Genomic DNA, 23351 nt, shown 5'->3' with positions numbered 1-23351 from the left:
AAATCTCACTGAATATGTGTACATTTGCAAACAAATAGAGAAAAATCGACATATTGTCTCTAAGACAATTGCTGACTGTATATGACATAAGACCGCAAGGTGTTTCTAATGGGAATCTGGAAAATTAACATTGAAAGGAACTATTGCGTGATTGCTTATGCTATGCCTACGCATAGCGTGCATTCACCTATTCCTTTCAAAGGCATTCCAGAGCCTCCATTAGAAGTAGCGTGTTTGCACGCTTCTTTTTTTGACGGCTTACGGTCCGGTATCAAAACAGAATTTATGCCAAAAGTCCAAGCTGTAACGGCGATGACACTGGACGGCTTCCTGCCGGAAACCGACAACGTGCTGATGCGATGGGTAATGAACCACAGGAAAGGTTTTGCCCGTTGGCGGGAGCGTTGTGATGCCCGGATTTTACCCCATTACATACTAGACCTTCTTTGTGAAAAAGACACTAAAGGCGATTCCTTTATCTACCTGGCAGAAGTTTCTGATGCAGAAACATTGGATCTCCTGCGTGGCCTCTTCCATTACAATCTTGTGGAAGAACTTATTATCTACCTTTTTCCTTATTCCGCCGGCAAAGGGAATTCCATACAGGCCATCTTTCCCGTCCGGCAATGGCAGTTACACAAGGCCGTTGTCCTGCCTGGTGGCATCTGCCGTCTGATTTATCGTAATCCTTGCAGGATGTAACTTGCAGATTGCGAGAATCCTTGCATCCTGCAAGGTTAATTTCCCATCAAATATTTCTCCTTTATTTTTTATTGTACTGTATTTCAACGGAATAGCTATGTTATTTCGTGAAATACAGAGCCATTGGCACGCCGTTAGCCCTATATCATAATATAACCTGTTGCGCGACAAGGTGTAACCAGTCAATTATTTACACTTTAAAGACAGACCGTATTATGATACAGACAGACCGTGAGACCTTCCAGATGATGCTTCATCAGATTATGGAAAGGTTCGACAGGATTGAAGACAGGCTGAGCCGTATGAACCGCCAGACCTCCGCGCTTGACGGAGACAAGCTGCTGGACAACCAGGACATGTGCGAGCTGCTCGGCATTACCAAACGCACTCTCGCGCGGTACCGCCAGAAGAAACTCGTGACCTATTACATGATAGACGGGCGTACCTATTACAAGTCCTCCGAGCTCGAGGCGTTCCTCAACCAAAAGGGCAGGCGTTTGCCGGCGAGACTGAAAAAACAGATGGAAAATTAATATAAATGAAAGAATATGGAACTTGTATGTATTGACAAACAGACTTTTGAAGAACTGCGTGTCCGTTTTTGCGAATTTGAGGACCGGGTGACACGCCTGTGCCGTCCGGTCGAGGATCTCGGCCTGAAAAACTGGCTGGACAACCAGGAGGTGTGCGACGTACTCCGCATCAACAAAAAGACCCTTCAGGCGTATCGTGCCAAAGGTCTCCTTCCTTTCAGTCGCATCAAGAACAAGCTTTTCTACAAACCGGAAGATATACGGAGATTATTGGAATTGAGTTACCACCCTTTAATAAAGAGCAAATTATGAGCTATCATTTTATAGACAAGAAAGACCCACGCATTGACGTGATGTTCCAGGGACTGGAGAAAATGGAGAGGATGCTTTCAGTAATGGAAGATGTACCGAGATCACTCTTCAACGGTGAACGTTTCCTTACGGACGAGGAACTTTCCAAAGTCCTGCGGGTAAGCAGGCGTACATTGCAGGAATACCGTACATTCGGTGTAATCCCTTACTATCTGGTGCAAGGGAAGGCACTCTATAAAGAGTCCGATATCATGAAAATACTGGACGATGCCTACAAACGGTGCCGGGAGGAACAGCGCTGGGTATAGTACTGCTTCTTTAATCAAGCACGGAGAAACTGCCCGGCTGACAGCAGGCAGTTTCTCCGTTTTCCATTTCATACAGCCGGTGATTTTATTTTCCGCTTTTTCCTGACGGTGAAATCCTCCTCGCAAAGGTCTATCCTGTTTCCGAAACCTGTGGACCTCAACCGTTTCATGTCCTCGTCCACTTTCGTGTCCGTAACCTGCGCGTAAATCTGCGTGGTGGAAATAGAGGTATGTCCCATCATCCGGCTTACCGTCTCTATCGGAACGCCGAGCGAAAGGGTGATGTGGGTACCGAAATTATGCCGGGCCTGGTGAAAGGTCAAATCAAAACCATATACCTGCCCCAATTCCCTAGTCAACAGGATAAAATACCTGCGGGCATAAATATTGAACACCTTGTCTCCGCTTCTTTGGCCGCGGTATTTCTCTATGATTTGAAGAGGAATATCCAGCAGACGGACAGAAGAGAGCGTATCGGTCTTTTTCCGGTGGATATGAATCCACCATGTGCCGTCGCCGGCCTGCGTGATGTCCTTGTCCGAAAGCCGTTTCAGATCCGCATACGCCAGTCCGGTAAAGGTTGAAAAGATGAACATATCCCGCACGAATTGCAGTTGCGGTTTCTCCACCGGAGTGGTCATGAGTGTTTTAAGGTCTTCCAGTTTCATGTGGCGGCTCTTCCTTTTGGGCAGTTCGGGATGCAGGCGGCAATAAGGGTCGCGTCGCAACGTGCCCTGGCTCACAGCCCGCATCGTGAGCTTTTTCAAACGGTACAGGTGTTCATGCACGCTTTTGGGTTTCAGGTTGCGGTCAGTCCGCAGGAATACCTCGAAATCGTCATAAAACGTCCGGTCAAGGCTTCGCAGCGTCACATCTTCCACGCCTTTCTTTTCCCGGACAAAAGCGGAAAGATGCTTGTAGGAACGCTGATAGGAGTCGTATGTTTCCTGTATGCGGTCTATCCCGACCCGTTTCCTGAACTCCTCGTTATGCTCCCTGAAAAGAGCCAGCAGGGTAAGCGGTTTCTGTCCGATACCCTTGACTGCGTTTTTGACCAGTTCAGCCGTGATGAACCCCAGGCTGTTTCTTATCCGCTCATAATGTCCGGCAATCTCACGTGTCAGGTCATCTATGGCACGGTTCACGGTAACGGCATTCTCGCTCCTTCCGTTGGCACGGCCTTTCTCCGGATTCCAGATGTCCGGATTGACAGAGACTTTGGTTCCTATCTGTGCCCATTCGGCATCAATGCTCACCTTGCACAATAGCTGGCACATTCCGTCCTTTCGCACTTTCGTGCGGTTAATATAAAACAGCACGGCAAAAGTGCTGCGTCGTTTGACATTCTGTTTTTCAGTATTCTTTTCCATATTCTTTCCATTTAAAAGGTTATTAAATGACGACAGAAAAACGCTCCGAGATTTTTCGGTTCAATGCCTTGGTGTCGGCGTCTATCTTCTCATCGGTCACTTTCGCGTAGATTTGTGTGGTCTCTATCTGACTATGGCCGAGCATCCTGCTGACCGTTTCAAGGGGGACCCCATGAGAGAGTGTGATTTCCGTTGCGTATGTATGCCGTGAGCAATGGAAGACCAACGGACGGTCAATGTGGCAGATTCGGGCAATCTCTTTCAAGTAGAGGTTCAGCGTGGAATTGCAATACATCGGCAGCAGCTTGTCACCGGGAGCTGTACCGCTATATTTCTTCAGAATCTGCAACGGTAAATCCAAAAGAGGAATCTCAAATTCTATCTTGGTTTTCTGCCTGGCACTCTTGATCCACCATATTCCATCTTCCGCAAGGCATAGGTTGTCCTTTGTCAGTAGGCGCATATCTCCGTATGGAATGCCGGTAAAACAGGAAAAAAGGAACATGTCACGGACATGATAGAGGGTCTGCCTGTGAAGCGGGGTGGTCATAATCCTGTGCAACTCTTCTGCCGTGAGATATTTCTGCACGTGCTTCGGGCGCACCGGCTCGTAGCCCATGAACGGGCTGGCGGTAATAACACCGTCAGCAATGGCCTCTCCGACAATGGTTTTCAGTTGGACGGTCAGGTTGATGATTGTTCCGGGAGCGAGGTTCCGTTCCGTCCGGAGATACAAATCATACTTGTCAATGAAAGAACGGTCCAACGCAGAAAACGGAATATCGGAGAGCTTGTATTGCGCCTGCAAGAATCTTTCGATATGGCTATAGGCATTGCTATAGGCTCTCAGGCTTCCTACCGTACGGTTTATCCCCACACGCTTTTCAAAGTTGCGGATGAACCGCCTGAAATATCCCAGAAGCGTTTCCTGCCCGCTTGCCATTCCAAGCAGTATGCCTTTCACCTCTTCGGCCGTCACACCGTCACGGACAGCCGACTGTTCCATATAGATATTCAATGCCATCGCACGTATCTCATCCAGCCGGTTGTTGATTTCCTTTGCCGCCACGCTTTTTCCAGAAGCGCGTCCCGAAGACCAGCGGGATTGCGGGACTTTTATCTTTACACTGAATGCCGCTTCGGAATATTTTCCGACATTCAACTTTGCCATTACGGGGCAATTCCCGTCGGCATCCGCCTCGCTCTTTTTCAGGTAGAACGACACCTTTACATTTGCCTGATTCATAACCAATTCCTTTGTTTGCAAAATTATTATATGCAGAGCAAATGAACGGCATGAAAAATATAGCGGAACGTAGAATAAGACCCCTCGGCCTGCAAACAAAGCCTGTATTTTTTTTCTGATACGGAAAAATATGACTAAGTTTGCGTCAGCAGACATGGAAAAAACAGCGTTCTTTGCGGTGGTAAACGGGGTAATCAATGAAAGACGAAAGCTTGTTTTTCAAGCCTCTTTTTTATCCCGAAAAGGCAACGGATAAGTAGTGATTTGTCCTCCTAACTCCACCTAAAACTTGCTAAAAGCCCCCTGCGGAAGAATGTGGTACAAAACGATATATCCCTTTTGCTATCAAACACTTTACATTATTTTCTCCAAAGTTATCCGTATGTGAGCGAGTTTTGAAATCTTTGCCCGTACAAGAGATGTGGGATTGTGTAGGCCTTGCCTGCACGAAAAGAAAACAGATATGGAACAGTTTGGTAAAATATTGATTGTAGATGATAACGAGGATGTCCTTTTTGCGCTGAACCTTCTTCTCGAACCCTACGCCGAGAAGATAAAAGTGGCAGTGACTCCCGACCGCATCGAGCATTTTATGACCACTTTCCGTCCGGACATTATTCTGCTGGATATGAATTTCAGCCGTGATGCCATCAGTGGTCAGGAAGGTTTCGATAGCTTGAAGCAGATTCTGAGTATCGACCCGCAAGCAGTGGTCATCTTCATGACTGCCTACGCGGATACGGACAAGGCAGTGCGTGCCATCAAAGCGGGGGCTACGGATTTCATTCCCAAGCCGTGGGAGAAGGAAAAATTGTTGGCGACCCTTTCTTCGGGCATGAAGCTGCGTCGTTCGCGGACCGAGATAAATCTGCTGAAGGAGCAGGTGGAAGTTCTGAGCAATGCCACAGCGGGAGGCTCCGAAGAGATTATTATCGGTGATTCTCCCGTCATGCAGCAAGTTTTCTCTACTGTGGAGAAGTTGCGCGATACGGATGCCAACATTCTTATATTAGGTGAGAATGGAACCGGAAAGGATGTGATTGCCCGTATGCTTTACCGCAATTCTCCCCGCTATGGAAAGCCGTTTGTCACGATAGACCTCGGCAGTATTCCCGAACAGTTGTTCGAAAGCGAGTTGTTCGGCTACGAGAAAGGCGCCTTCACCGATGCACGGAAAGCGAAAGTTGGACGTATGGAAGTGGCAACCGGCGGTACGCTTTTTCTGGACGAGATAGGTAACCTTTCCCTGCCCATGCAGGCCAAATTGCTGACTGCCATCGAAAAGCGTTGTATCAGTCGTTTGGGAAGTACGCAGGCTACGCCCATTGATGTGCGGCTCATCTGCGCCACCAATGCAGACATCCGTCGGCTGGTGGACGAAGGAGACTTCCGCCAAGACCTGCTGTATCGCATCAACACCATCGAGTTGCATATTCCACCTCTGCGGGAACGCGGAAACGACATCCTCCTGCTGGCAGAGTATTTCCTGCAACGGTATGCCCGCAAATATCAGAAAGAGATGCGCGGGCTGACCCGGGAGGCGAAAAACAAGTTGTTGAAATATGCCTGGCCGGGTAATGTACGTGAGTTGCAGCATACAGTGGAACGTGCTGTCATATTGGGAGACGGTTCTCTGCTTCGTCCGGAGAACTTTATGTTCCAAGCTTCCGTTTCCCGTCAGAAGAAGGAAGAAGAAGTCCTCAACTTGGAGCAATTGGAACGGCAGGCTGTGGAACGTGCCATGCGGCTCAGTGAAGGAAATGTGACCCGTGCCGCCGAATACTTGGGCATTACTCGCTTCGCCTTGTACCGGAAACTTGAAAAACTGGGCTTATGAAACGATATTCATTGATTGTGGCACTGCACATCATCGGCATAGCCTTCCTTTCGGTCGGCGTTTATCTGCTGGTGGATGCCGGACTGTGGTTCAGTGCACTGATGGCTTTTTTGATATTGCTGGCGATTGCCGTTCATCTGTACCGCCTGCAGATGATGCAAGTGCGCATGATGCGCCATCTGGCAGAGAGCCTACGCTATGACGACATGATGCTGTCGTTCCGTTCTCCCTACAAGAACCGGTCTATGGAGGATATGGTGGACGAGCTTTCCGAAGCGATGAGGAATTTCCGTACCCGCGTGCTGGAACGCAATGAGATGGAAGCGTGGCAAAAGCTGATACGTGTGCTGACGCACGAAATAATGAATTCAATCACTCCCATCATCTCCCTCTCCGAAACCTTGAGCGAGCGGGAAATGTCGGAAAAGAACTATCCCGTCATGCGGCAGGGAATGCAGACTATCCACCGCCGTAGTAAGGGGTTGTTGGAGTTTGTGGAGAATTACCGGAAGCTGACAAGACTTCCCGCCCCCGTCCGTCGTCCGGTTGCCGTCCGCGAGCTGTTGCAGGATTTGCAGAAGCTGTTTTCGGAAGAGTATATCCGGATAGAGCTTCCGGAGGCCGACCGCATACTCCAGATAGACCGGACACAGATAGAACAAGTACTGATTAATCTGATTAAAAATGCCAAAGAGGCATGTAGCAGGAAAGAGCATCCCCGGATAGAAGTGAAGATGCTACCCGCCCTCTCGTGGCAATGCCTAATCACTGTCAGTGACAATGGTGAAGGCATTCTGCCGGAAGTGCAAGATAAGATTTTTGTACCGTTCTTCACCACCAAGCCTTCCGGTTCGGGCATCGGGCTCAGTTTATGTAAACAAGTGATGAACCGGCATGGAGGGAATATCACGGTGCAGTCTACTGTGGGAAAAGGGAGTTGCTTTACGCTGCTATTTGGATAAGTGGGAAAGAGGGTATATACAAAAATAAGCTACTGAAAAATCAGTAGCTTATTAATTTCTGTCGGGGTAGCGGGAAAAACACCGATACTTATAAATTGTTGATTATTTACTATTTACGGTATTAAATAACCGTCTATTCCTCTATAATTGTCTATTTATGTCTACCACCCGTTTATTTATTTAATATTTCAAGATTATTATCTCCGAATACCAACTTTAGCACTTGATCTTTTTTTTCTCTCTTTAGTTGTATTGTTAAGGTGGCGGCTATTTCATCATCTATGTTCTTAAGAGGTACGTATTTGTCAGGGTATGTAAATAAATCAATAATACTTACTTCAAGACAATTTGCGATAATCTCAAGCTCACTAACTTTCAACTCACGTTTGCCATTCTCAATATTGCTTATAACAGCATTATCAAGATTTAGGGCATCCGCAATTTTCTTTTGTGGAATACCTTTTTCAAGACGTATTTTTTTTATATTATCTATTGCATTCATAATTATAAAGTTATCATAATACTTTCGATTTTAAATTGAGATAATCTCAATAAAAAATGGCAATATCTCAATTTTTACTTGCGATTTTCTCAAATATGTTTTATGTTTGCAGTATAAATATGGCACTAATAATTATACCAAGCATGAAAAAAGAACAAAATCTGAAAGAAATGGTACTTAGAGACCATTACAATGCACTGACCGAAAAGCAAAAGACTGACCTTAGAGAAAAAGTACTTTCCGAAAGCGGTATGTCTTATACTACTTTTTATTATAAGCTCCGATACAATACGTTTAAACCGCTGGAAGCAGCTTTGATAAATGATATTATTAACTCAATAAATAATTATGGATAAGCAAATGATTTCTGCACATGAGAAGATGATGGAAACGATGCCCAAAGAGTTCAAACGTATAATGTCTGAAGTAGAGGCGGCGGTACGCAGCGGAAAAACAAGATACCTCATAAGTAGCAGACGTTTAAAACCTGAATATGAAAGAGCTTTGTTAGGTGTTGGGTATGAAATTAGAAAAGGACGTGTAGCAACTCAAATTATATGGTAGCATTTATCTCCAATATTGAATTCTACAACACCCCTGAAGGTGATGTGATGATGAAAGAGTTCGGGCAGCCGGCTGTTGTTCTCAAGGAGGCTGACCGCCCGACTATCGAACACATGCTTGCTGTCATCAGGGACAGATATCCGAAAGCACATGCCCGGCTGATGCAGCTCTATTCAGCCAGCACGATGAATCGTTGGCATTATGAATTCCGGGTAGTTCATCGTTTCATCCGATGCAATTTCGGAGAGTATGACCAGTACAATCTTGACATTAACAAGGATGGACAGTTTGTATTCGAGGAGGTCAAATGCCCGTTACGGGGTGAATGTGAACATGAAGGGGTGATATGCAGACCGGAGCTTGATACAGCACTGACCGATCGCGAGATGGATGTATTCCGGCTCATTGCCTCCAACTGCCAAACTGATGAAATTGCGGCAGAGCTACATATCTCGCCTTGTACGGTTAACCGCCATCGGGAGAATATCAAGGCAAAAATCAAGGTTCGCAATGTGGGTGAGATGATTTCCTACTGGCATCGGAATCAAATGAAATAAGCCCACCGTGAGGTGTGCCATCTGTGTTTAATGTGTATTCTATGGCTGTGGCGGTCTGCGAAGATAGTCCGGCCCCTCATACTGCATTCAAATGGTAGCGGTATACTTAAGATTTGCCGCGACTGGGGTTCGATTCCCCTATATGAGACGATGATTTACTAACTTAATAAACAGAATATATGAATAATAACAAAGGTTTTTCCTCCATTTCCACTCCTGACGGACAGTTCAGGATATGGATTCCACGTCCGACGGCTTCGGGCAGAGTAATATGCAACTGTGGCTTTGCACTCAAGAGCCATCTTCCTTTCGTCGATGCCGTTGATGCGCTGGACTACCTGCAGGTAGACGAAGTTCGGCAGATAGACCAGGACCTTAGTATCCTTGTTATTTCATTTCTCGATGCACCGCATGAGTGCATGCTGAAGATGATAGAAGATATCCCCGAACTTATGGAGCAATACTTGGTAAATACATAAGATCTGAATGCTATGAGATACTTTATAGACAACATCAAGACTTATGCCAGTGTCAACAAAAAAGGCAGGGCATTACAGATATACGTGCAACAGTTTGACCGACATCTGATTGCTGACGAATGTTCTTTGGATGCACTGAAGTGTGACATCGAGCACCAGATTAAGGTTATGAATGAGAAATATCCACGCAGCCGTCCGGTTCGGCTCGAGGTATATGAGAATGCCAAGGGTGGACAGTGGACTATTCTTGTGGAGCATGACAGTGACAGTATTGTCTGTATCATATCCTATGAAAAGGTGATGGGCTATTATGCCTTGGCAGATAAGATAGATGAATTTGCAAAAATAGGACAGTGATGAGTAATGTGATTGTTTTTTTATGGACATCTCTGATTGCATTGGTGGCCGCCTTGATACTATGTGTCTGGGCAATGCGGAAAGCATCCGGACCTTACCGAATTCTCTTTCTCTTTGATATTATCATCTTGATGATAAATATTGGAATAATAGGATTTGCAATTGGGTGTCTATCTAATATACGGTAATATGAGAGACATGAAAATGACAGATTTCCCGACATATCCTTGGGAGACCCTTGACCATGTATCAGGACAACAGTTACTGTTACAATATCCGTCCTGGCCAACATGTCGTTGGAGATTTATTCGACGATTCCAAGACGAAACTGGTATCATACAACAGAAAATCACATGTGCAGATAATCTGTGTATGCGCCCCCTACAAGCCGCCTTTCTATGCGCGTGAATGTATGTATGGTATATATTCGGCGTGGAAAGAAATCGAAGAGGACATCTTTAACTTGGAACTGGCGGGATATTCTACCAAGCAAAAATTTCCATCCCTATGTACATCACACCATTATTTTTAAAGTATGAATGAGAATGAGTTAACCAAAGGTGTTTGCCGTATTTGTGGTTGTACCGATGACGATCCTTGCTTTAATCCACGAGTAGGCAATTGTTGGTGGATAGATGAAACCCACACCTTGTGTAGCCATTGCGCTGATGAAGAATTAAGCTGTGACCCTGAAACACGGCACTGCATTAATAGCACTTTTGAATCAGATGAACTAATAAAAAATGAAGATTTATGGTAACGAAAACAACATTCAAAAAGAAATTTCCGGACGTTAAGGTGCAGAAGCTACAGACCAGCGTTGTCTTTAGCAGGCAGCAGGTGGAAGAAACCGTATTGAAGATGTGCGATTCTCTCGGTGTCGGACTGCTTTATTACAATTATTCCAACAGATGGATAACCGTTTATACCTCCGAAAAAATGAAAAAGGCACTGGACTCAATGAAACCGGGGTCAGAGGTCTTTCACGAACATTATGGTGTCTATGGTAAAGTGATAAGCGATAAGCCATTTGTCATTTGTGGAGAATTGTGTATCAGGGTTGATTTCGGGGGAATGCCTGAAGGTGGAGCATATGGTTGTACATGTTTTGTAATGTAATCGAATAAATATGAATATAGAGAAAATCATCTTCAATCTCCTAAGCGCACATAGGTGGGTTAGGTATTGGATACAAAAAGAGATTGTAGGCTTGACAATGCCTGGTGAATACGTTGAGATAAGGAGTTCTTTCTTATCAGATACAGATCTTGCTGATATTTTAGAAGCTGGATTCAAAATTAAAAGCATCTGCTCAAAAAAAATAGATGCAGATGCTTATAATGATGTTCTGTTGATGCGTGAACTTTAAATATAACCAAAATAAAAATGAATATAAGTAAGAATATTCAAGGATACCCAGTTAAGTGCGCTGGGGTTAGAAAGAATAAGCGTATAAATTCAGCGTGTATAATGTGCGACATATTTGACATAAAGAAATATTATACCAAATCGACATGGAGGATTTCAGGCATCAATCAATGCATAATGAACAGAATGTGATGAATATTTATAAAGTCAACGAATGGGCGGAGTTCAGAAAGAAATTTCAGAGATTACTGCCGAATATACCTATAATAGACTTACATGATGCACTGTTATCAGCTATCAATAATAGATTGGTAATTGATATAATTGCGTTAGACAATAGATTGCAGAATATGTATCCTGAAGAATGGGAGTGCATGTCTATGAAGGAAATAATTATTAAACATTATGGTTTGGAAGCCATGCAATTAATAGAATCAGTATTATGATATACGGATATTTAAGAGTAAGTACGGACGAGCAGGACTCTAATAATCAGAAGTTAGGAGTCTGCAAAAAAGCGGAATCCTTGGGGATGTCAGTTGATGATTGGATTATTGATGATGGCATATCTGGGACGAAGGAGCCTGAAAAACGGTTATTGGGCAAACTTATGAAGAAATTGCAAAAAGGGGATGTGATTATTACATCCGAGCTTTCCCGTCTTGGTAGAAAATTATTCATGATTATGCGAATATTGGAGTTCTGTATGCTTCATGAAGTTAAGGTTTATACAGTAAAAGACGGATATGAACTTGGAGATAACATACAAAGTAAGGTTCTTGCTTTTGCTTTCGGAATTGCTGCTGAAATAGAACGTGACATGATTAGCCAGCGGACTAAAGAAGCATTAGCCAGAAAGAGATTGGAAGGCGTAGTCCTTGGTCGTCCTAAAGGCAGAAAGAGTTCTCCTGACAAATATAAATTGTATGGGAAAAATGCCTTGATAAAAGGATTGATTGACGAAGGCATATCACAGCGTAAAATAGCAAAAATATGTAAGGTTGATAGAAATACGCTTGCAAGATTTTTGAAATATGAATTAATCAATTAGAGTATAACCGAATAGATATGAAAGAATCAGATGATAAATACAGCAACCGCATTGCAGATGCTGAACAACTCACGAAAGAGGTACAAGCTATTTATTCAGAAATTAAAGTTTTTGAAGATGCTTATAAAAAACAGATTGCTCCGCTTAAACAAAAAATTGCTCAATTGGAGGAATCTTTTCTGGATAAATGGTTGGTTGATTCAACAGGAAGACCTGTTAGTAAAGGAATGGTGATTGAGAAGAATGGAAAGCGATTTAAGGTTCTTAACCGATATCAACAATGTATATTTCAATATTTAGGTAATGCAAGAGTTTCAGTTTTACCTGAAGGTAAAAAGCGAACTCTTGATATTTTTCCCTCTGAATTAGTTGAATTTACTATTGTAGAATTAGCGTAAAACTAAAAAGTAATGAATAAAAAAGAAATATCAATGAAAAAAGGTCAGAAGGTGCGCATCCTGCGTACCAATCAGGTAGCGACAATCGTCGAAGTGGAGTTAATTCGTAAAGGTGGCAAAGTACATCGGTACTGCCATCTGAAGACAGATGAAAAGTCATATTTGTGGTTGGATGCCTCAGAACTGGGGAGTGTCGTGGAAGAAGTGAAGGTCTCGGTAGTTGATGATCGGAACCGGGAGCTGCACTTATTTATATGCCATGACTACTCCAAGGATAATATGAAGGTGCATCTTACCGGTAAGAATCCGGATAATCTGAAGGAAGCTTCCGGACTATATGCGAGACTGATGAACTTGTTCATTGGGAGCCTGGTGGAAAAAACAGAACTGTAGGAGCGGATAACGTCCTTGATGATATGGAAAGCCTATTGAAATATAGAATGGAAAATCTTGATTGGATAGACCGTTTCTTGGAGAAGCTTGGCGTCGACGCTTTTCTTGAGTTTGAGACGAGGGTATATAGTGCCCTCGACAAGCTCAAGGTCATGCACTACTATGATATCGGGGGGGCTGTCATACCGGAACAGCAGGAACTATTTATCAAATTCTGTTGCTGCTATATCACTGAGCACCCTGAATACGAATTCAATGAAGACTATACACAGATATGGAGGAAAGAAAGCTATGAACAATGGAAGATGGCAACCCGATGAGGACAGATACGTCCGGGAAAATGTCAATAAGAAGACATTGGAACAAATGGCGGAGCATTTGGGAAGATCCGCATTGGCTGTACAGCTATATATGCACCGGAAGCATATTGTAGTGGGACAGACAGTCAAACGGAATATGGTGCAGGAAATTCTCCGACTGAAATTCCGGCATCCGGAAAATTTCATGCCCAACCGTGCCTTTTACCAGGAGGTAGGCATCAACCAGATGCGCTGGTGGGATATTTTCTATGGCCGAAAAAATATAAACCAAGAAGAATATATCGCGTTGTCGAAGTATTTCGGCATAACACTGGAGGAGGCATTCGCAGCGCGTCAACTTTGCATATTTGAAGAACAATGATTGATGACGAATTAAAACAGAGAATAAAGGATGCCAACGAGATTACGGACGTGATCGGCCAGTTTGTATCCCTTCACAAGAGAGGTATCAATTATATAGGGATCTGCCCGTTTCATCCGGACCGGCATCCGTCGATGACCGTCAGTCCGTCAAGACAGACATACAGGTGTTTCGTCTGCGGCAAGGGAGGGGATGTTATCCAGTTTGTCCAGGATCATGAGAACATGTCATTCAACGAGGCTGTCACCTGGCTGGCTGGCCGTGCGGGAATCTATCTCCCTGAACGGGTGATGTCCGACGAGGAAACGGCCAGGGTAAAAGAACGTGAAGCGCAGCGTATAGCGATGAAAGGCGCCGCATTCTTTTTCGAGAAGCATCTTCCGGAGGCGCAACTTTATCTGCATGACAGAGGGTTCAGTCTGGATGACAAGGTCCTGAAGGATTTCAGAATTGGATATGCCCCGGCAGGTAACCTGGCTAAAAAGGAGATGCTTGCAGCCGGATTTTCCGAACAGAAGCTACTTGAAACGGACATTCTGAAGAGAAGCGAGAAGAACTTCACCTTCGACACTTTCAAGGACCGCATCATGTTTCCCTATTTTGATATCAAGGGCAACATAAACGGATATACCGGACGCTGGCTGATCCCGCAGGAAAACACCGGCAAGTACGTCAATACCGGGGACACGCCGTTGTTCAAGAAAGGCACTCACCTTTTCGGTTTGTATCAGGCACGTACTGCCATTGCAAGATATGATTGTGCGTATATAGTCGAAGGCCAGTTCGATGCCATGTCCATGCACAAGTTCGGTGTCTGCAATACCGTTGCCACCAGCGGGACCGCACTGACTCCGGAACAGATACAGCTGCTTGGCCGGTTCACCCATCGCGTGATACTTGTATATGATGCGGATGCAGCCGGGCTGAAAGCGTCACTGGCCAACTGTGAGGCTTTTCTGCGTGCGGGTTTCCAGGTCAGTGCAGTTCCGCTTCCTGAAGGGAAGGATCCTGATAATATCGCCCAGGAGCAGAAACTTGAAACCGGAAAATGGCTTGCAAACCGGGAACAGAATTTCCTTCAATATTTTGCCATCTCCTTACGCGGAAAGAATCCCGGAACCGACCCAAACAGAGAGGAAGAGGCAATGCAACGGCTTTCAACCCTCATATCTGTCATCCCTTCGGAAACGCTTCTTCTCAAGTGCATAGAGATAATGGCCGGGATTTTCGGCTGCAACACGGAAGTCATCCAGCGGAAAGTGAATTCCATCTTGCGGCAGCGGAAGACAGCTTCCATCAAGGAGAAAGACAAGATGGCTCCCGGCATATATGGTATCGATATGATTGCGGAGGCACGTAGCGGGAATGAGCCTTGCATCCTGACATCGAATTATCAGGAGTTCCTCACCTTGTATGGAGATGCCCCCATAGCATACGTCCATGGCATTCCTGGAATGAACGACATACAGCAGTTGCGTCAGGCAAGCCAGATGTTCACCTCTGACAGCGATGGCCTTACCATTGCAAAGGACGGTACGGAATCCGGTTACCTTGCCGGATTATCCGCCATTTTCCGTGCCGGGCTCTCCAATATCACCATAACGGTCGAACGAGATGTCCAGGATGATAATGATGAGGAAGGAAGTGACGACGAGGAAAATATGGACGGGGAGGCAAACGATATCATCGAGACTTTCAATTTCGCGAAATTCTATGTATTCCTACACAAATCTTTTTTTAAGACCTATAATGGTGAGCGTGCTCCCTATATCGAACGTTGTGCTGAAATAATCAGCTACGCGGAAGATTCGGTACGCATCATCAACTTTACCTACTTTCAGAATTGCCTGGGACTGACCAAGCAAGCCTTGAATGAAATACTCAAGCCCTATCTGGCCAAACGCAAATCACGCATGGCCATCAATGCACAACGGACGGACGATGACTATACTGAAGAGAATTATGACCCGGACGAACTTCCCCGTTATGTCCAGGACAATCCGGAATATCTGCAGATGTTCCAGCAATGCAATTACTATCCGAAGTTAAACAAGCAGGGGGAACCGGTATGCTACCTTTTCAAGAATGAGAAGTCCGGCCATACCATGGTAGGTGATTTCTATATGATTCCACTTTTGCATATTTACTCGGACAACGACGAGGAAAACAAGCGTGTCCTTAGAATAAACCGCCGTTATTACAAGACACCGCTTTACATTGAGGTGAATTCCAAAATCCTGGCCAAGAAAAGCACTATTGAGGAGAAGCTGATTATGCTGGAAGCAGTCAACTTCACCAATGGTGAAGAGAAACATTGGACTAAAATACGTGAATATATGAGCAGACATTATGTTACTTGCACAGAGGTTTCCACATACGGGAACCAGCAAGAAGACGGTTTTTCCCGACGGGAAGACCAGCAGTTTTTTGCCTTCGCCAACGGCATCTTCCATGTTGTTGACGGAATACCGAGATTTGATGCGGTAAATGAGCTTGGAGTGGTCACTCACAATGGCCGGAATTATTATCTGCCGGCATTCTCCACCATATATGCCGGTTCCGGCAAGCAGTCCGACAAGTACGAACTTATTTCACAGCTTGTCTATAAGGAAATCCCTATAGACAAACGTTGCACTTTCGACGAATGGGCCTCACTGATGGACCGTGTATATAAAATCAACGACAACGGGAAATGGGCCATTCTCTTTGCCATCATGTGCGCTTTCCGAAGCAATATACACTGCATAGACCGTTTGTTTACAGCGCCATTCTTTATGGGACCGATGTCATCCGGAAAAACACAGATTGCGATATCCATCCGTTCCCTATTCATATCTCCCAAGATACCGATTTTCAACCTGAACATCGGTACCGATGCCGCCATGTCCACATTGATGAGCACTTTCCGGGATGTTCCGGTTGTCCTTGATGAATACAACAATAAGGATATATCAGATATAAAGTTCCAGGCACTTAAAGGAATAGTATATGATGGCGATGGAAGACAGAAGCGTAAAGGCACATCCGGCAAGGAGATAGAAAACGACAAGGTGTACGCGCCGGTTGTCATTTGCGGCCAGGAAACTCCCCAACGTGATGATAATGCACTCATGTCACGTATTATAGTCTGCGAAGTCCCCAAACCGAAAAACCGAACCCAAGAGGAAGTGGAGCTTTTCAACAAACTCAAGGATATAGAGGATCCGGCCAAAATCGGGTTGTCGAATGTCCTCTTTGAAGTCCTTCAGCTGCGTCCGCTGGTAATGCAGCATTTCCGGGCACTGAAGCAGAAATCCTATGATGAATTGAAGCAGGCACTGGTGAATGCCGGTGAGATTGACCGGCTCATGAAGACTGCATCATTGTTTCTGGCAACATGCAGACTGATTGAGGATTATACAGAGTTGAAATTGCCGTTCACCTATGAGGATTTTTTTAAAATAGCCTGCGATAAAATCAAATTCCAGGTGGAACTGATTTCCAAGACGGATAAGCTGGCTACGTTCTTCAAGGCTATGGATGTGATGATTGATACCAAGGCTATCAGAGAAGGCAGGGACTTCGCCATTGATACACCGGAACGAATCACCATCAAGCTGCCCGGAGGAGAAAAAAAGGAGGTTCCTATTCCTGCAGGAACCCGTGTGTTATTCCTACGCGTCAGTACCATCTATACGCAGTACGCACGTTCTTCTTATAATCAGGAAGACTCAACGCAGTCGACCATCGAGCAGAACCTCCGCTCCCATCCCAGTTACCTGGGCTTTGTCCATGCACGCCGGTTCAACTGGTATGAAGTCGTGGAGGTACCACGCGGCGGTTTCGAGGAGGATACTCCCAATGAAACCGGAATTCCGGTAAAGCTCAACAATGACATGGTGCGTAAAGTTGAGAAGAAGTGTACCAATTCCAGTTGCATAGCTATCAACTACGAAATTTTCAGAGAATTATATAGCATTGATTTGCAACGCGGTTCTGAAGAATCCCGTGTTGACAATAATCCCGACAATGACCCTATCGGAGCAATCGGTGCCCCCCAGGAGCTGAAGTTCTGATGTTACATTTTCCTATATCACAAACCAGACATTTATTCCCGGTGGCCGCCCCATCGGGAATAAATGCTTTTTTATATTCTGATTTACGGACATTTCGTTCGGTTTCATCCTCCTGGTATCTTATGATACTTCCCTACTCCATCCCCCGGACCCCCTGGAATAAAAAGACAAGCAATATAGAGGGAGTTTTGAAAAGAAAATATTTCAAAAGAGGCGTCCAACAGTCCAACAGTCCAACAGTCCAACAAGAGAAAGAATTTTAAAATGTAACTCTCTGTTGTATAGTAGTATATATTTTCTATTTAATCATATATATATACTACAATGGCGTTGTCTTGTTGGACGCTGTTGGACGTGTTGGATTGCCATTTTTCAACCATCCAACTGGCTCCGTCCAACAAAAACGGCAAAAAATGCGGCTTGTTGGACGTGTTGGACGTCCTCCAACAGTATTTTCTTTATAGTAAATTTGTATAACTAAATAATAATCAGTAACTTTAATAATGCTGTTGGACTGTAGGACAGTTGGAAGCAAAAATAAACAAAAACGGTTTCAAAAAAATTTTTTAAGGAAATGAGCATGATTACGACGAGTATTTCAATTACACCTTACCTGGCTGAATATCTGCGTGGAAAGTACAACAACGGTGCGGATGAACCTTTCCGTATTCCTGACAATACGGACTTGTACCATGTGATATGGACGCTGATGTCGCGGCGTCATCAGAACCAGTCTCCCATAGATGACGGTAATCTGACTATCATACTCCCGGAGAGGCGTATCGGTAAGGATCCGGAAATATACAACTATCTGTCTCCACGGTCGGCCAAAATCATAGAAACGGAAATACGCAGGATGTTCAACCGGGAACTTCATACGGCAATGGACGAGAACGACTTGAACGGGCATGAGTTGAACAATCTCGATATCGTTCACAATTTCCTATGTGCGTATTGCATAGACAGCATCAGTGAGGATGCGTTGCTGAAGAACTTCTATCGGTGGCGGGAGAACATCCGCAAGCGGAAAAAACGCCGCGAATATAAAAAGAAGTTAAAAAACGGCTAAAAAATCACCGACCGAACTATGCGTTTTGTCCCAAAATGGCGGACAAAATGTCCTATGTATGGCGAACTTGTTGAATTACAAACAAATATCCTAATATGAAAGAACTTTCCATTCAGATTAAAGTCTATCCGGTGAGTAACATGCGCCAGGATGTCTATCGGTTCATGGCCGATGAGTTTGAGTTTACTCCGGTACCGGAATCCTCAGAGGCGGGCCGCTGTTTCAATTGCAATAAAGATATAAGCATAAGCCTTCCTCCATCCGGAGTGATGAAAGACTTCCTGGCTGGCAGATTCTGCATTGTCGAGTTCACTGACACCAGGCACCGGAGTTTCCGGATCGGGGACAAAAAAATACCCGCCATTGTCTCGATATCCCCCAATCTGAATTCGGCAACTCTGAAAATTGAATGCAAAATGCTCAGTTCCCCGCTATTGTAGCGTCCTTCACCCCTTTCTGCAGGCCGCCTATCTTCGCTGAAAAGATACGCAATGAACAGAACTTATCTACGCCAGCTTCTTACTTTAAATATACACCGGCTTCTTATCACGGCAGAGGGCTTGTCTTCTGCCATGATAGAGGCTTTTCCATTGGTGTCCGCTGACAGTCTGCAGCCGACATCCTTTTTCTTCAATGAAAATCCTCCCACATATAAAGAGACATCGAAAAAGGCCCTTTCACTTCTTCAGCAGGAAATGAAGGCCCGTTCAGAACTCCAGGGTATAACCGTCACCGATGACTTCTCTTCTGACGAACTTCCTGAAGGCAGTATCGCCTATCACCGTATCTGGGGATTCATCACCTCAGATTGTCAGTGGTATTTCTCCTCCAAGCAGTTCGAACGGGACCTGCTTGCGGCAGAAGCCAATCCGGCCATAACCTGCCATTTCCTGCATGTGAACTCTCCGGGAGGGGAAGCATGGTATATGGACAGACTCAGTGAGACGATGCGCTCACTCGGCAAGCCCGTCATGACATTGGTGGAGCAGTGCAACTGTTCGGCCAGCTATTATATAACCTGCCATTCCAGTTTCATTGCCGCACTCACGGCCTATGATACCATCGGCTGCATAGGAACCATGATTTCCACTTGTAACTATGACGGATGGTTCGAAAAGATGGGTCTCAAACTCATCCAGGCCAAAGCCACGAAATCAGACCTGAAGAATAAAAAGACGGATGACTTGCTCAGAGGGAACCCGGAACAGTATATCAAAGAAGAACTGGATCCACCCAATGAACAGTTCCTTGCCGCCGTTCTTGCGTCCAGACCGCAACTGGGCAGCCTGCCGGAAGACGACCCGGTATTCCGTGGTGAAACGTTCGATACTCCGCATGCCATCGATAAAGGGCTGGTTGACGCCTCCATGACTTTTCCCGAAGCTGTGGTCAAGGCTGTAGAGCTCGGTCGCAGCTATATGGAGATTGAGAATATAAAAAGAAGTGCTCTCAACTATTTATAACTTAACTTTTGTTTATCATGAATTTAAAGGAAAGAATTCAGACCGTCCTGCAGAAACTGAATCTGCTGGACAAAGCGAAAGCCAATCAACTGACCCAGGAAGAATGGGGACAGATAGTCAACTCCTATAATCAGGAGTACCAGTCTATCCTTCAGGATGACTTGGCTGCAGACCAGGCGGCGCAACGGCAAACGGTTGCCGTCACCCAGGAACAGATTGACCAGGTACAGTCCATTCTTGGAAGTATCGTCAATCCGGTACAAACCAATTCAACAGCCACGGAAGAGGAAAATAGTGGGAATGGACCGGTGCAGACCATTTCACAGCCAGCCAACGGTGAAGGCCTGGTGCAACTGGCCACCGCTGTGCAGAGCCTGGTTGACAATATGAACAACCGCGCGGAGGATGATATCCCTTCCCGGACAGTGACAGCCGCTTCCATCATGTTCACGGGACCGGCAGACCGTTCCCGGTATCTTTTCGGTATCGAAAACCAGATGTTCTCCATGTCCGAACGTTGGAACAAAATTGCTGTCAATCCGGCCTCCGCTTCTTCTTACGGTCCATGGAATGAAGAGATTGAAGGGACCGCTTTCCGTCGCCAGGCCGTTACTTTCTCCCGTTCACTGCAGCAGCGTTACGATTATCTGCACAGAAACGGCATGCTTGACGCCAAACGTCTGGCAGCCGGAGAATTCAGTACGAACTACGAAGGGGTGGATACAGCCGGTGTGGGCAACCAGTATGTGGTTCTGCGTCAGGACTATTTGATTGCCCGTGTACTCTCAGTCCGCGACCTCACGCAGTATTTTCCCGTCCGCTATGGAATTCAAGACCATGACCTCGTGTTCAATGCCTTCTTCTCCGAAGTTTCCCAAGCTTACCAGCAGGGTGAAATCTGGAAGGGTGACATGAAGCTTGAGAACGAGATGGGTCATGTGGATGATGCGATGATCAAGCTCAAGTTCGGTCCGATGAAAGAACTGGAGCGCATGTACATCGCTTATCTGAACAAGGAAGGCTCCGATCCTATCAAGTGGACCATGATCGAGTTCTGCATCCTGAACTCATTGGAAACTGCGCAGGTGGAGCAGAACAAACGCCGTATGCGGGGTATCTATGTCAAGCCGGAAACGGGTGTCGCAGGCAGTTACTTGAACGCATCGACCGGAATCATATACACACTGGTCCGCTACATGCATGAGTTTAAGATTCTTCCCCATGACGATGAGTCCTATCGCAGCTACACGGCTTCCAACATGTTGGATTCCGTTCAGGAGTTTGTCGGCGATGTGGTGGCATCCTGCACAGAAGACATGGATCTTGACCGCCACGTCCTCTATCTGAATAAGACCCATCTTCCCTGGTGGATTAAGAATGTCCGCGCCAAATATGGAAAGGACATTGACTTTTCCGGTCCGGACAGTTACCGCAATGTGGTACCTGACACAAATATGCGTATCATCTGGTTGCCTTACCTCGGTCAGCTTCCCCTCATGTTCATGGATGTTCCGGGCAACCTCCAGTTCCTGGAATTCGTACCGGGCGAGATGCTCTCTATCAAGGTGAAAGAGGACATGGAACTGGTAAAGGCATGGTCCACCTGGAAAGAAGGCACCGCCGCTTCGTTCACCGGCCGCCGTTTTGACAGCCTGGAAAAACTGAAGGCCAACAATTACGAATGGCAGCAGATCTTCATAAACAAACCTACCGTCGATATGGCAGCGGACGCGACCACTGTCGATGCTTCAAAGGGATTCTGGCAGATAACAGCGGCCAACACTGGAGCCAAAGCGATTACGGATATTACGAATGCCAAAGCCGGTGTAGCCTACATCATTGAATGTGGCAGCACGAAGAATGCCACTACCATCGCCAAGTCGGACAAGTTTGCCGACATTACGGAAGCTTATACTCCGACCAAAGAGGGTGACTATATAATGGTAATCCTGAACAGTAAGGGTAACTTCTTGGAACTGGAACGTCAGGTAGGCGGTGTACGCAAGGTGAACGCTGCACTCCAGCCCAACATTCCTGGAGTCAGATAATTGGTTGTCTATAAGAACAGATTGTTTTCAGGTAGCGCGGGGCGGGTCCACTTAAGCCCGCTCCGTTTTTTATAACTTAAAAACTAAAATTGTATGAAAGCAAAAAGAATTTCAAATCCTTTCCGTAAAGGGAACCAGGCTGCCCGTAAGATGCAGGTCCGGTTTTTCCTTTCGCTGATGGTGCTTCTGGCACTCGTGTTTATTCTTGATATGGTCATGTCTCCCGGTTCTGTGCTGGGAATTTACGGATTTTCCGGTACCACACTGGCCGCCATGATGGTCATCGGTGACGTGGACGATGTATCCGACCGTAAGACGCACGGCTCGAATATAGCCTACAAGATTTACCTGGTGGATGTCGACCAGATAAATTCCGATGTCCCCTTTCCGCTTCCAAACCAGCAGCGTGAGATAAGCACCATCCCGATGAAAGCCGGACAATACATGAAGTACTTTGCGGCGCACGATATTCCCACCTACACTTCAACCGGTGAGAAAGGTGACATTACCACCAGCGGTACCAACACTTTTGTTGCCGTCATGGGCGGCATGCGTGACCAGCTGCTCGATTTCATTGAACAGCATGCTGGAGGCAAGTTCATCATCCTTTTCAAGGAAGTGGGCGATGCGCAGTGGTACATCCTCGGCAACTATGACCGTCCGATGGTACTCTCCTCCTTCGAGTCCAAAAATGACAAGGACGGGCGTTATGTAACCTATACCTTCACACGTACAAGCATTGACCAGTACTACAAGTATACGGGCGATATTGTCCGTGCTCCGGCAGCTGCTCACACGGCTGGCGCAACGGCACTTGCCATTAAATCCACCAACAACCGTTATACCATCCCCGATGGCAATGAAGGCACATACGCCATTTCCACTGTCAGCGGATTGACAGCCAATGATAAGGGACGTTACATCACACTTGAGGGTACCGGTACCGACAAGGCGGCCACCATTGCCGACGGCAACAGCTTTGTGCTTGAGGATGGAGCTACCTGGACAGCCAAAGCGGGTTCCTCCATCACCTTCATGGTGCTTGATGCCTCTACACTTGTCGAGGTATCCGGTAGCCGTGTGCAGACAGCTTAGT

Annotated in this window: 27 protein-coding genes; 24 read left to right on the top strand and 3 right to left on the bottom strand. The window is 45.8% G+C overall.

Annotated features, from left to right (window positions below):
• Window positions 1-285 precede the first annotated feature (285 nt).
• The 4 genes from DW896_RS14760 to DW896_RS14745 all read left to right on the top strand — a co-directional run bounded on the left by DW896_RS14760 (window position 286) and on the right by DW896_RS14745 (window position 1855).
• A complete protein-coding gene (locus DW896_RS14760) occupies window positions 286-702 on the top strand; it encodes a hypothetical protein (RefSeq protein ID WP_025833677.1) in 417 nt (138 codons plus the stop codon).
• 215 nt (window positions 703-917) lie between these two features.
• Window positions 918-1235: a helix-turn-helix domain-containing protein gene (locus DW896_RS14755; protein WP_119993468.1), complete on the top strand. Its 318-nt coding sequence runs from the start codon at window positions 918-920 to the stop codon at window positions 1233-1235.
• 15 nt (window positions 1236-1250) lie between these two features.
• Window positions 1251-1547 carry a helix-turn-helix domain-containing protein gene (locus tag DW896_RS14750; protein WP_008777759.1) on the top strand — a complete coding sequence of 99 codons (297 nt, stop codon included), beginning with the start codon at window positions 1251-1253 and terminating at the stop codon, window positions 1545-1547.
• A complete protein-coding gene (locus tag DW896_RS14745; protein ID WP_005644200.1) occupies window positions 1544-1855 on the top strand; it encodes a helix-turn-helix domain-containing protein in 312 nt (103 codons plus the stop codon). The genes DW896_RS14750 and DW896_RS14745 overlap by 4 nt, the downstream gene beginning before the upstream one ends.
• A 68-nt stretch (window positions 1856-1923) precedes the next feature.
• Here DW896_RS14745 and DW896_RS14740 read toward each other — a convergent pair whose 3' ends face one another.
• Both DW896_RS14740 and DW896_RS14735 read right to left on the bottom strand, forming a co-directional pair.
• Window positions 1924-3225: a site-specific integrase gene (locus DW896_RS14740; protein ID WP_119993466.1), complete on the bottom strand. Its 1302-nt coding sequence runs from the start codon at window positions 3223-3225 to the stop codon at window positions 1924-1926.
• A gap of 22 nt (window positions 3226-3247) precedes the next feature.
• Window positions 3248-4471 carry a site-specific integrase gene (locus DW896_RS14735; RefSeq protein ID WP_119993463.1) on the bottom strand — a complete coding sequence of 408 codons (1224 nt, stop codon included), beginning with the start codon at window positions 4469-4471 and terminating at the stop codon, window positions 3248-3250.
• A gap of 463 nt (window positions 4472-4934) precedes the next feature.
• Between DW896_RS14735 and DW896_RS14730 the strand changes: the two genes are divergently transcribed.
• Together DW896_RS14730 and DW896_RS14725 are read left to right on the top strand one after the other, a co-directional pair.
• Entirely contained in the window at window positions 4935-6308 is a 1374-nt protein-coding gene (locus DW896_RS14730) for a sigma-54 dependent transcriptional regulator (RefSeq protein WP_034523182.1), read from the top strand.
• A complete protein-coding gene (locus DW896_RS14725; RefSeq protein ID WP_117713672.1) occupies window positions 6305-7270 on the top strand; it encodes a PAS domain-containing sensor histidine kinase in 966 nt (321 codons plus the stop codon). Before DW896_RS14730 ends, DW896_RS14725 begins: the two co-directional genes overlap by 4 nt.
• A gap of 172 nt (window positions 7271-7442) precedes the next feature.
• On the opposite strand, the gene DW896_RS14720 is transcribed toward DW896_RS14725, so the two are convergent.
• Window positions 7443-7772 (bottom strand): helix-turn-helix domain-containing protein, encoded by a 330-nt coding sequence (locus DW896_RS14720; RefSeq protein WP_119993461.1) that lies wholly within the window; start codon window positions 7770-7772, stop codon window positions 7443-7445.
• 143 nt (window positions 7773-7915) lie between these two features.
• Between DW896_RS14720 and DW896_RS14715 the strand changes: the two genes are divergently transcribed.
• The 18 genes from DW896_RS14715 to DW896_RS14610 all read left to right on the top strand — a co-directional run bounded on the left by DW896_RS14715 (window position 7916) and on the right by DW896_RS14610 (window position 23350).
• Window positions 7916-8128, top strand: coding sequence for a hypothetical protein (locus tag DW896_RS14715; RefSeq protein ID WP_119993490.1), 213 nt, complete (start codon window positions 7916-7918; stop codon window positions 8126-8128).
• Window positions 8121-8336 (top strand): hypothetical protein, encoded by a 216-nt coding sequence (locus tag DW896_RS14710; protein ID WP_119993459.1) that lies wholly within the window; start codon window positions 8121-8123, stop codon window positions 8334-8336. The genes DW896_RS14715 and DW896_RS14710 overlap by 8 nt, the downstream gene beginning before the upstream one ends.
• Window positions 8330-8893 carry a response regulator transcription factor gene (locus DW896_RS14705; RefSeq protein WP_119961559.1) on the top strand — a complete coding sequence of 188 codons (564 nt, stop codon included), beginning with the start codon at window positions 8330-8332 and terminating at the stop codon, window positions 8891-8893. The genes DW896_RS14710 and DW896_RS14705 overlap by 7 nt, the downstream gene beginning before the upstream one ends.
• A gap of 179 nt (window positions 8894-9072) precedes the next feature.
• On the top strand, window positions 9073-9372 hold the full coding sequence (locus tag DW896_RS14700; RefSeq protein WP_119961560.1) for a hypothetical protein: 300 nt from the start codon (window positions 9073-9075) through the stop codon (window positions 9370-9372).
• Between the two features lie 12 nt (window positions 9373-9384).
• Complete coding sequence (locus DW896_RS14695; protein ID WP_119993456.1) at window positions 9385-9729, top strand: hypothetical protein; 345 nt, start codon at window positions 9385-9387, stop codon at window positions 9727-9729.
• Between the two features lie 753 nt (window positions 9730-10482).
• Complete coding sequence (locus DW896_RS14675) at window positions 10483-10848, top strand: hypothetical protein (RefSeq protein ID WP_119993449.1); 366 nt, start codon at window positions 10483-10485, stop codon at window positions 10846-10848.
• Between the two features lie 10 nt (window positions 10849-10858).
• Entirely contained in the window at window positions 10859-11098 is a 240-nt protein-coding gene (locus DW896_RS14670) for a hypothetical protein (RefSeq protein WP_118937028.1), read from the top strand.
• A 441-nt stretch (window positions 11099-11539) separates the two neighbouring features.
• Window positions 11540-12148, top strand: coding sequence for a master DNA invertase Mpi family serine-type recombinase (locus DW896_RS14660; protein ID WP_119993447.1), 609 nt, complete (start codon window positions 11540-11542; stop codon window positions 12146-12148).
• A gap of 17 nt (window positions 12149-12165) precedes the next feature.
• On the top strand, window positions 12166-12546 hold the full coding sequence (locus DW896_RS14655; RefSeq protein WP_117965736.1) for a xylulose kinase: 381 nt from the start codon (window positions 12166-12168) through the stop codon (window positions 12544-12546).
• Window positions 12547-12579: 33 nt separating this feature from the next.
• Window positions 12580-12939 carry a hypothetical protein gene (locus DW896_RS14650; RefSeq protein WP_119993445.1) on the top strand — a complete coding sequence of 120 codons (360 nt, stop codon included), beginning with the start codon at window positions 12580-12582 and terminating at the stop codon, window positions 12937-12939.
• 47 nt (window positions 12940-12986) lie between these two features.
• Window positions 12987-13259 (top strand): hypothetical protein, encoded by a 273-nt coding sequence (locus tag DW896_RS14645; protein ID WP_133303686.1) that lies wholly within the window; start codon window positions 12987-12989, stop codon window positions 13257-13259.
• The gene (locus DW896_RS14640) at window positions 13195-13620 is read left to right on the top strand and encodes an XRE family transcriptional regulator (protein WP_243634828.1); all 426 of its coding nucleotides are present in this window, start codon (window positions 13195-13197) and stop codon (window positions 13618-13620) included. Before DW896_RS14645 ends, DW896_RS14640 begins: the two co-directional genes overlap by 65 nt.
• Window positions 13617-17675, top strand: a complete 4059-nt coding sequence (gene dnaG / locus DW896_RS14635) for a DNA primase (protein WP_119993439.1) — start codon at window positions 13617-13619, stop codon at window positions 17673-17675. Before DW896_RS14640 ends, dnaG begins: the two co-directional genes overlap by 4 nt.
• Window positions 17676-18249: 574 nt before the next feature.
• Window positions 18250-18744, top strand: coding sequence for a hypothetical protein (locus DW896_RS14630; protein WP_317133015.1), 495 nt, complete (start codon window positions 18250-18252; stop codon window positions 18742-18744).
• Between the two features lie 95 nt (window positions 18745-18839).
• Window positions 18840-19184: a hypothetical protein gene (locus tag DW896_RS14625; protein WP_117652841.1), complete on the top strand. Its 345-nt coding sequence runs from the start codon at window positions 18840-18842 to the stop codon at window positions 19182-19184.
• A 51-nt stretch (window positions 19185-19235) separates the two neighbouring features.
• On the top strand, window positions 19236-20207 hold the full coding sequence (locus tag DW896_RS14620; protein ID WP_119993437.1) for a S49 family peptidase: 972 nt from the start codon (window positions 19236-19238) through the stop codon (window positions 20205-20207).
• Between the two features lie 17 nt (window positions 20208-20224).
• A complete protein-coding gene (locus DW896_RS14615) occupies window positions 20225-22255 on the top strand; it encodes a hypothetical protein (protein ID WP_119993487.1) in 2031 nt (676 codons plus the stop codon).
• A 93-nt stretch (window positions 22256-22348) separates the two neighbouring features.
• Entirely contained in the window at window positions 22349-23350 is a 1002-nt protein-coding gene (locus DW896_RS14610) for a hypothetical protein (RefSeq protein WP_119961570.1), read from the top strand.
• The last annotated feature ends 1 nt before the right edge of the window (window position 23351 follow it).

Source organism: Bacteroides sp. AM41-16, from assembly GCF_003603495.1.
Taxonomy (GTDB): Bacteria; Bacteroidota; Bacteroidia; order Bacteroidales; family Bacteroidaceae; genus Bacteroides; species Bacteroides uniformis.
The sequence above is the reverse complement of the archived record's forward strand: the minus strand, read 5'-3'. Positions and strand labels throughout refer to the sequence as shown.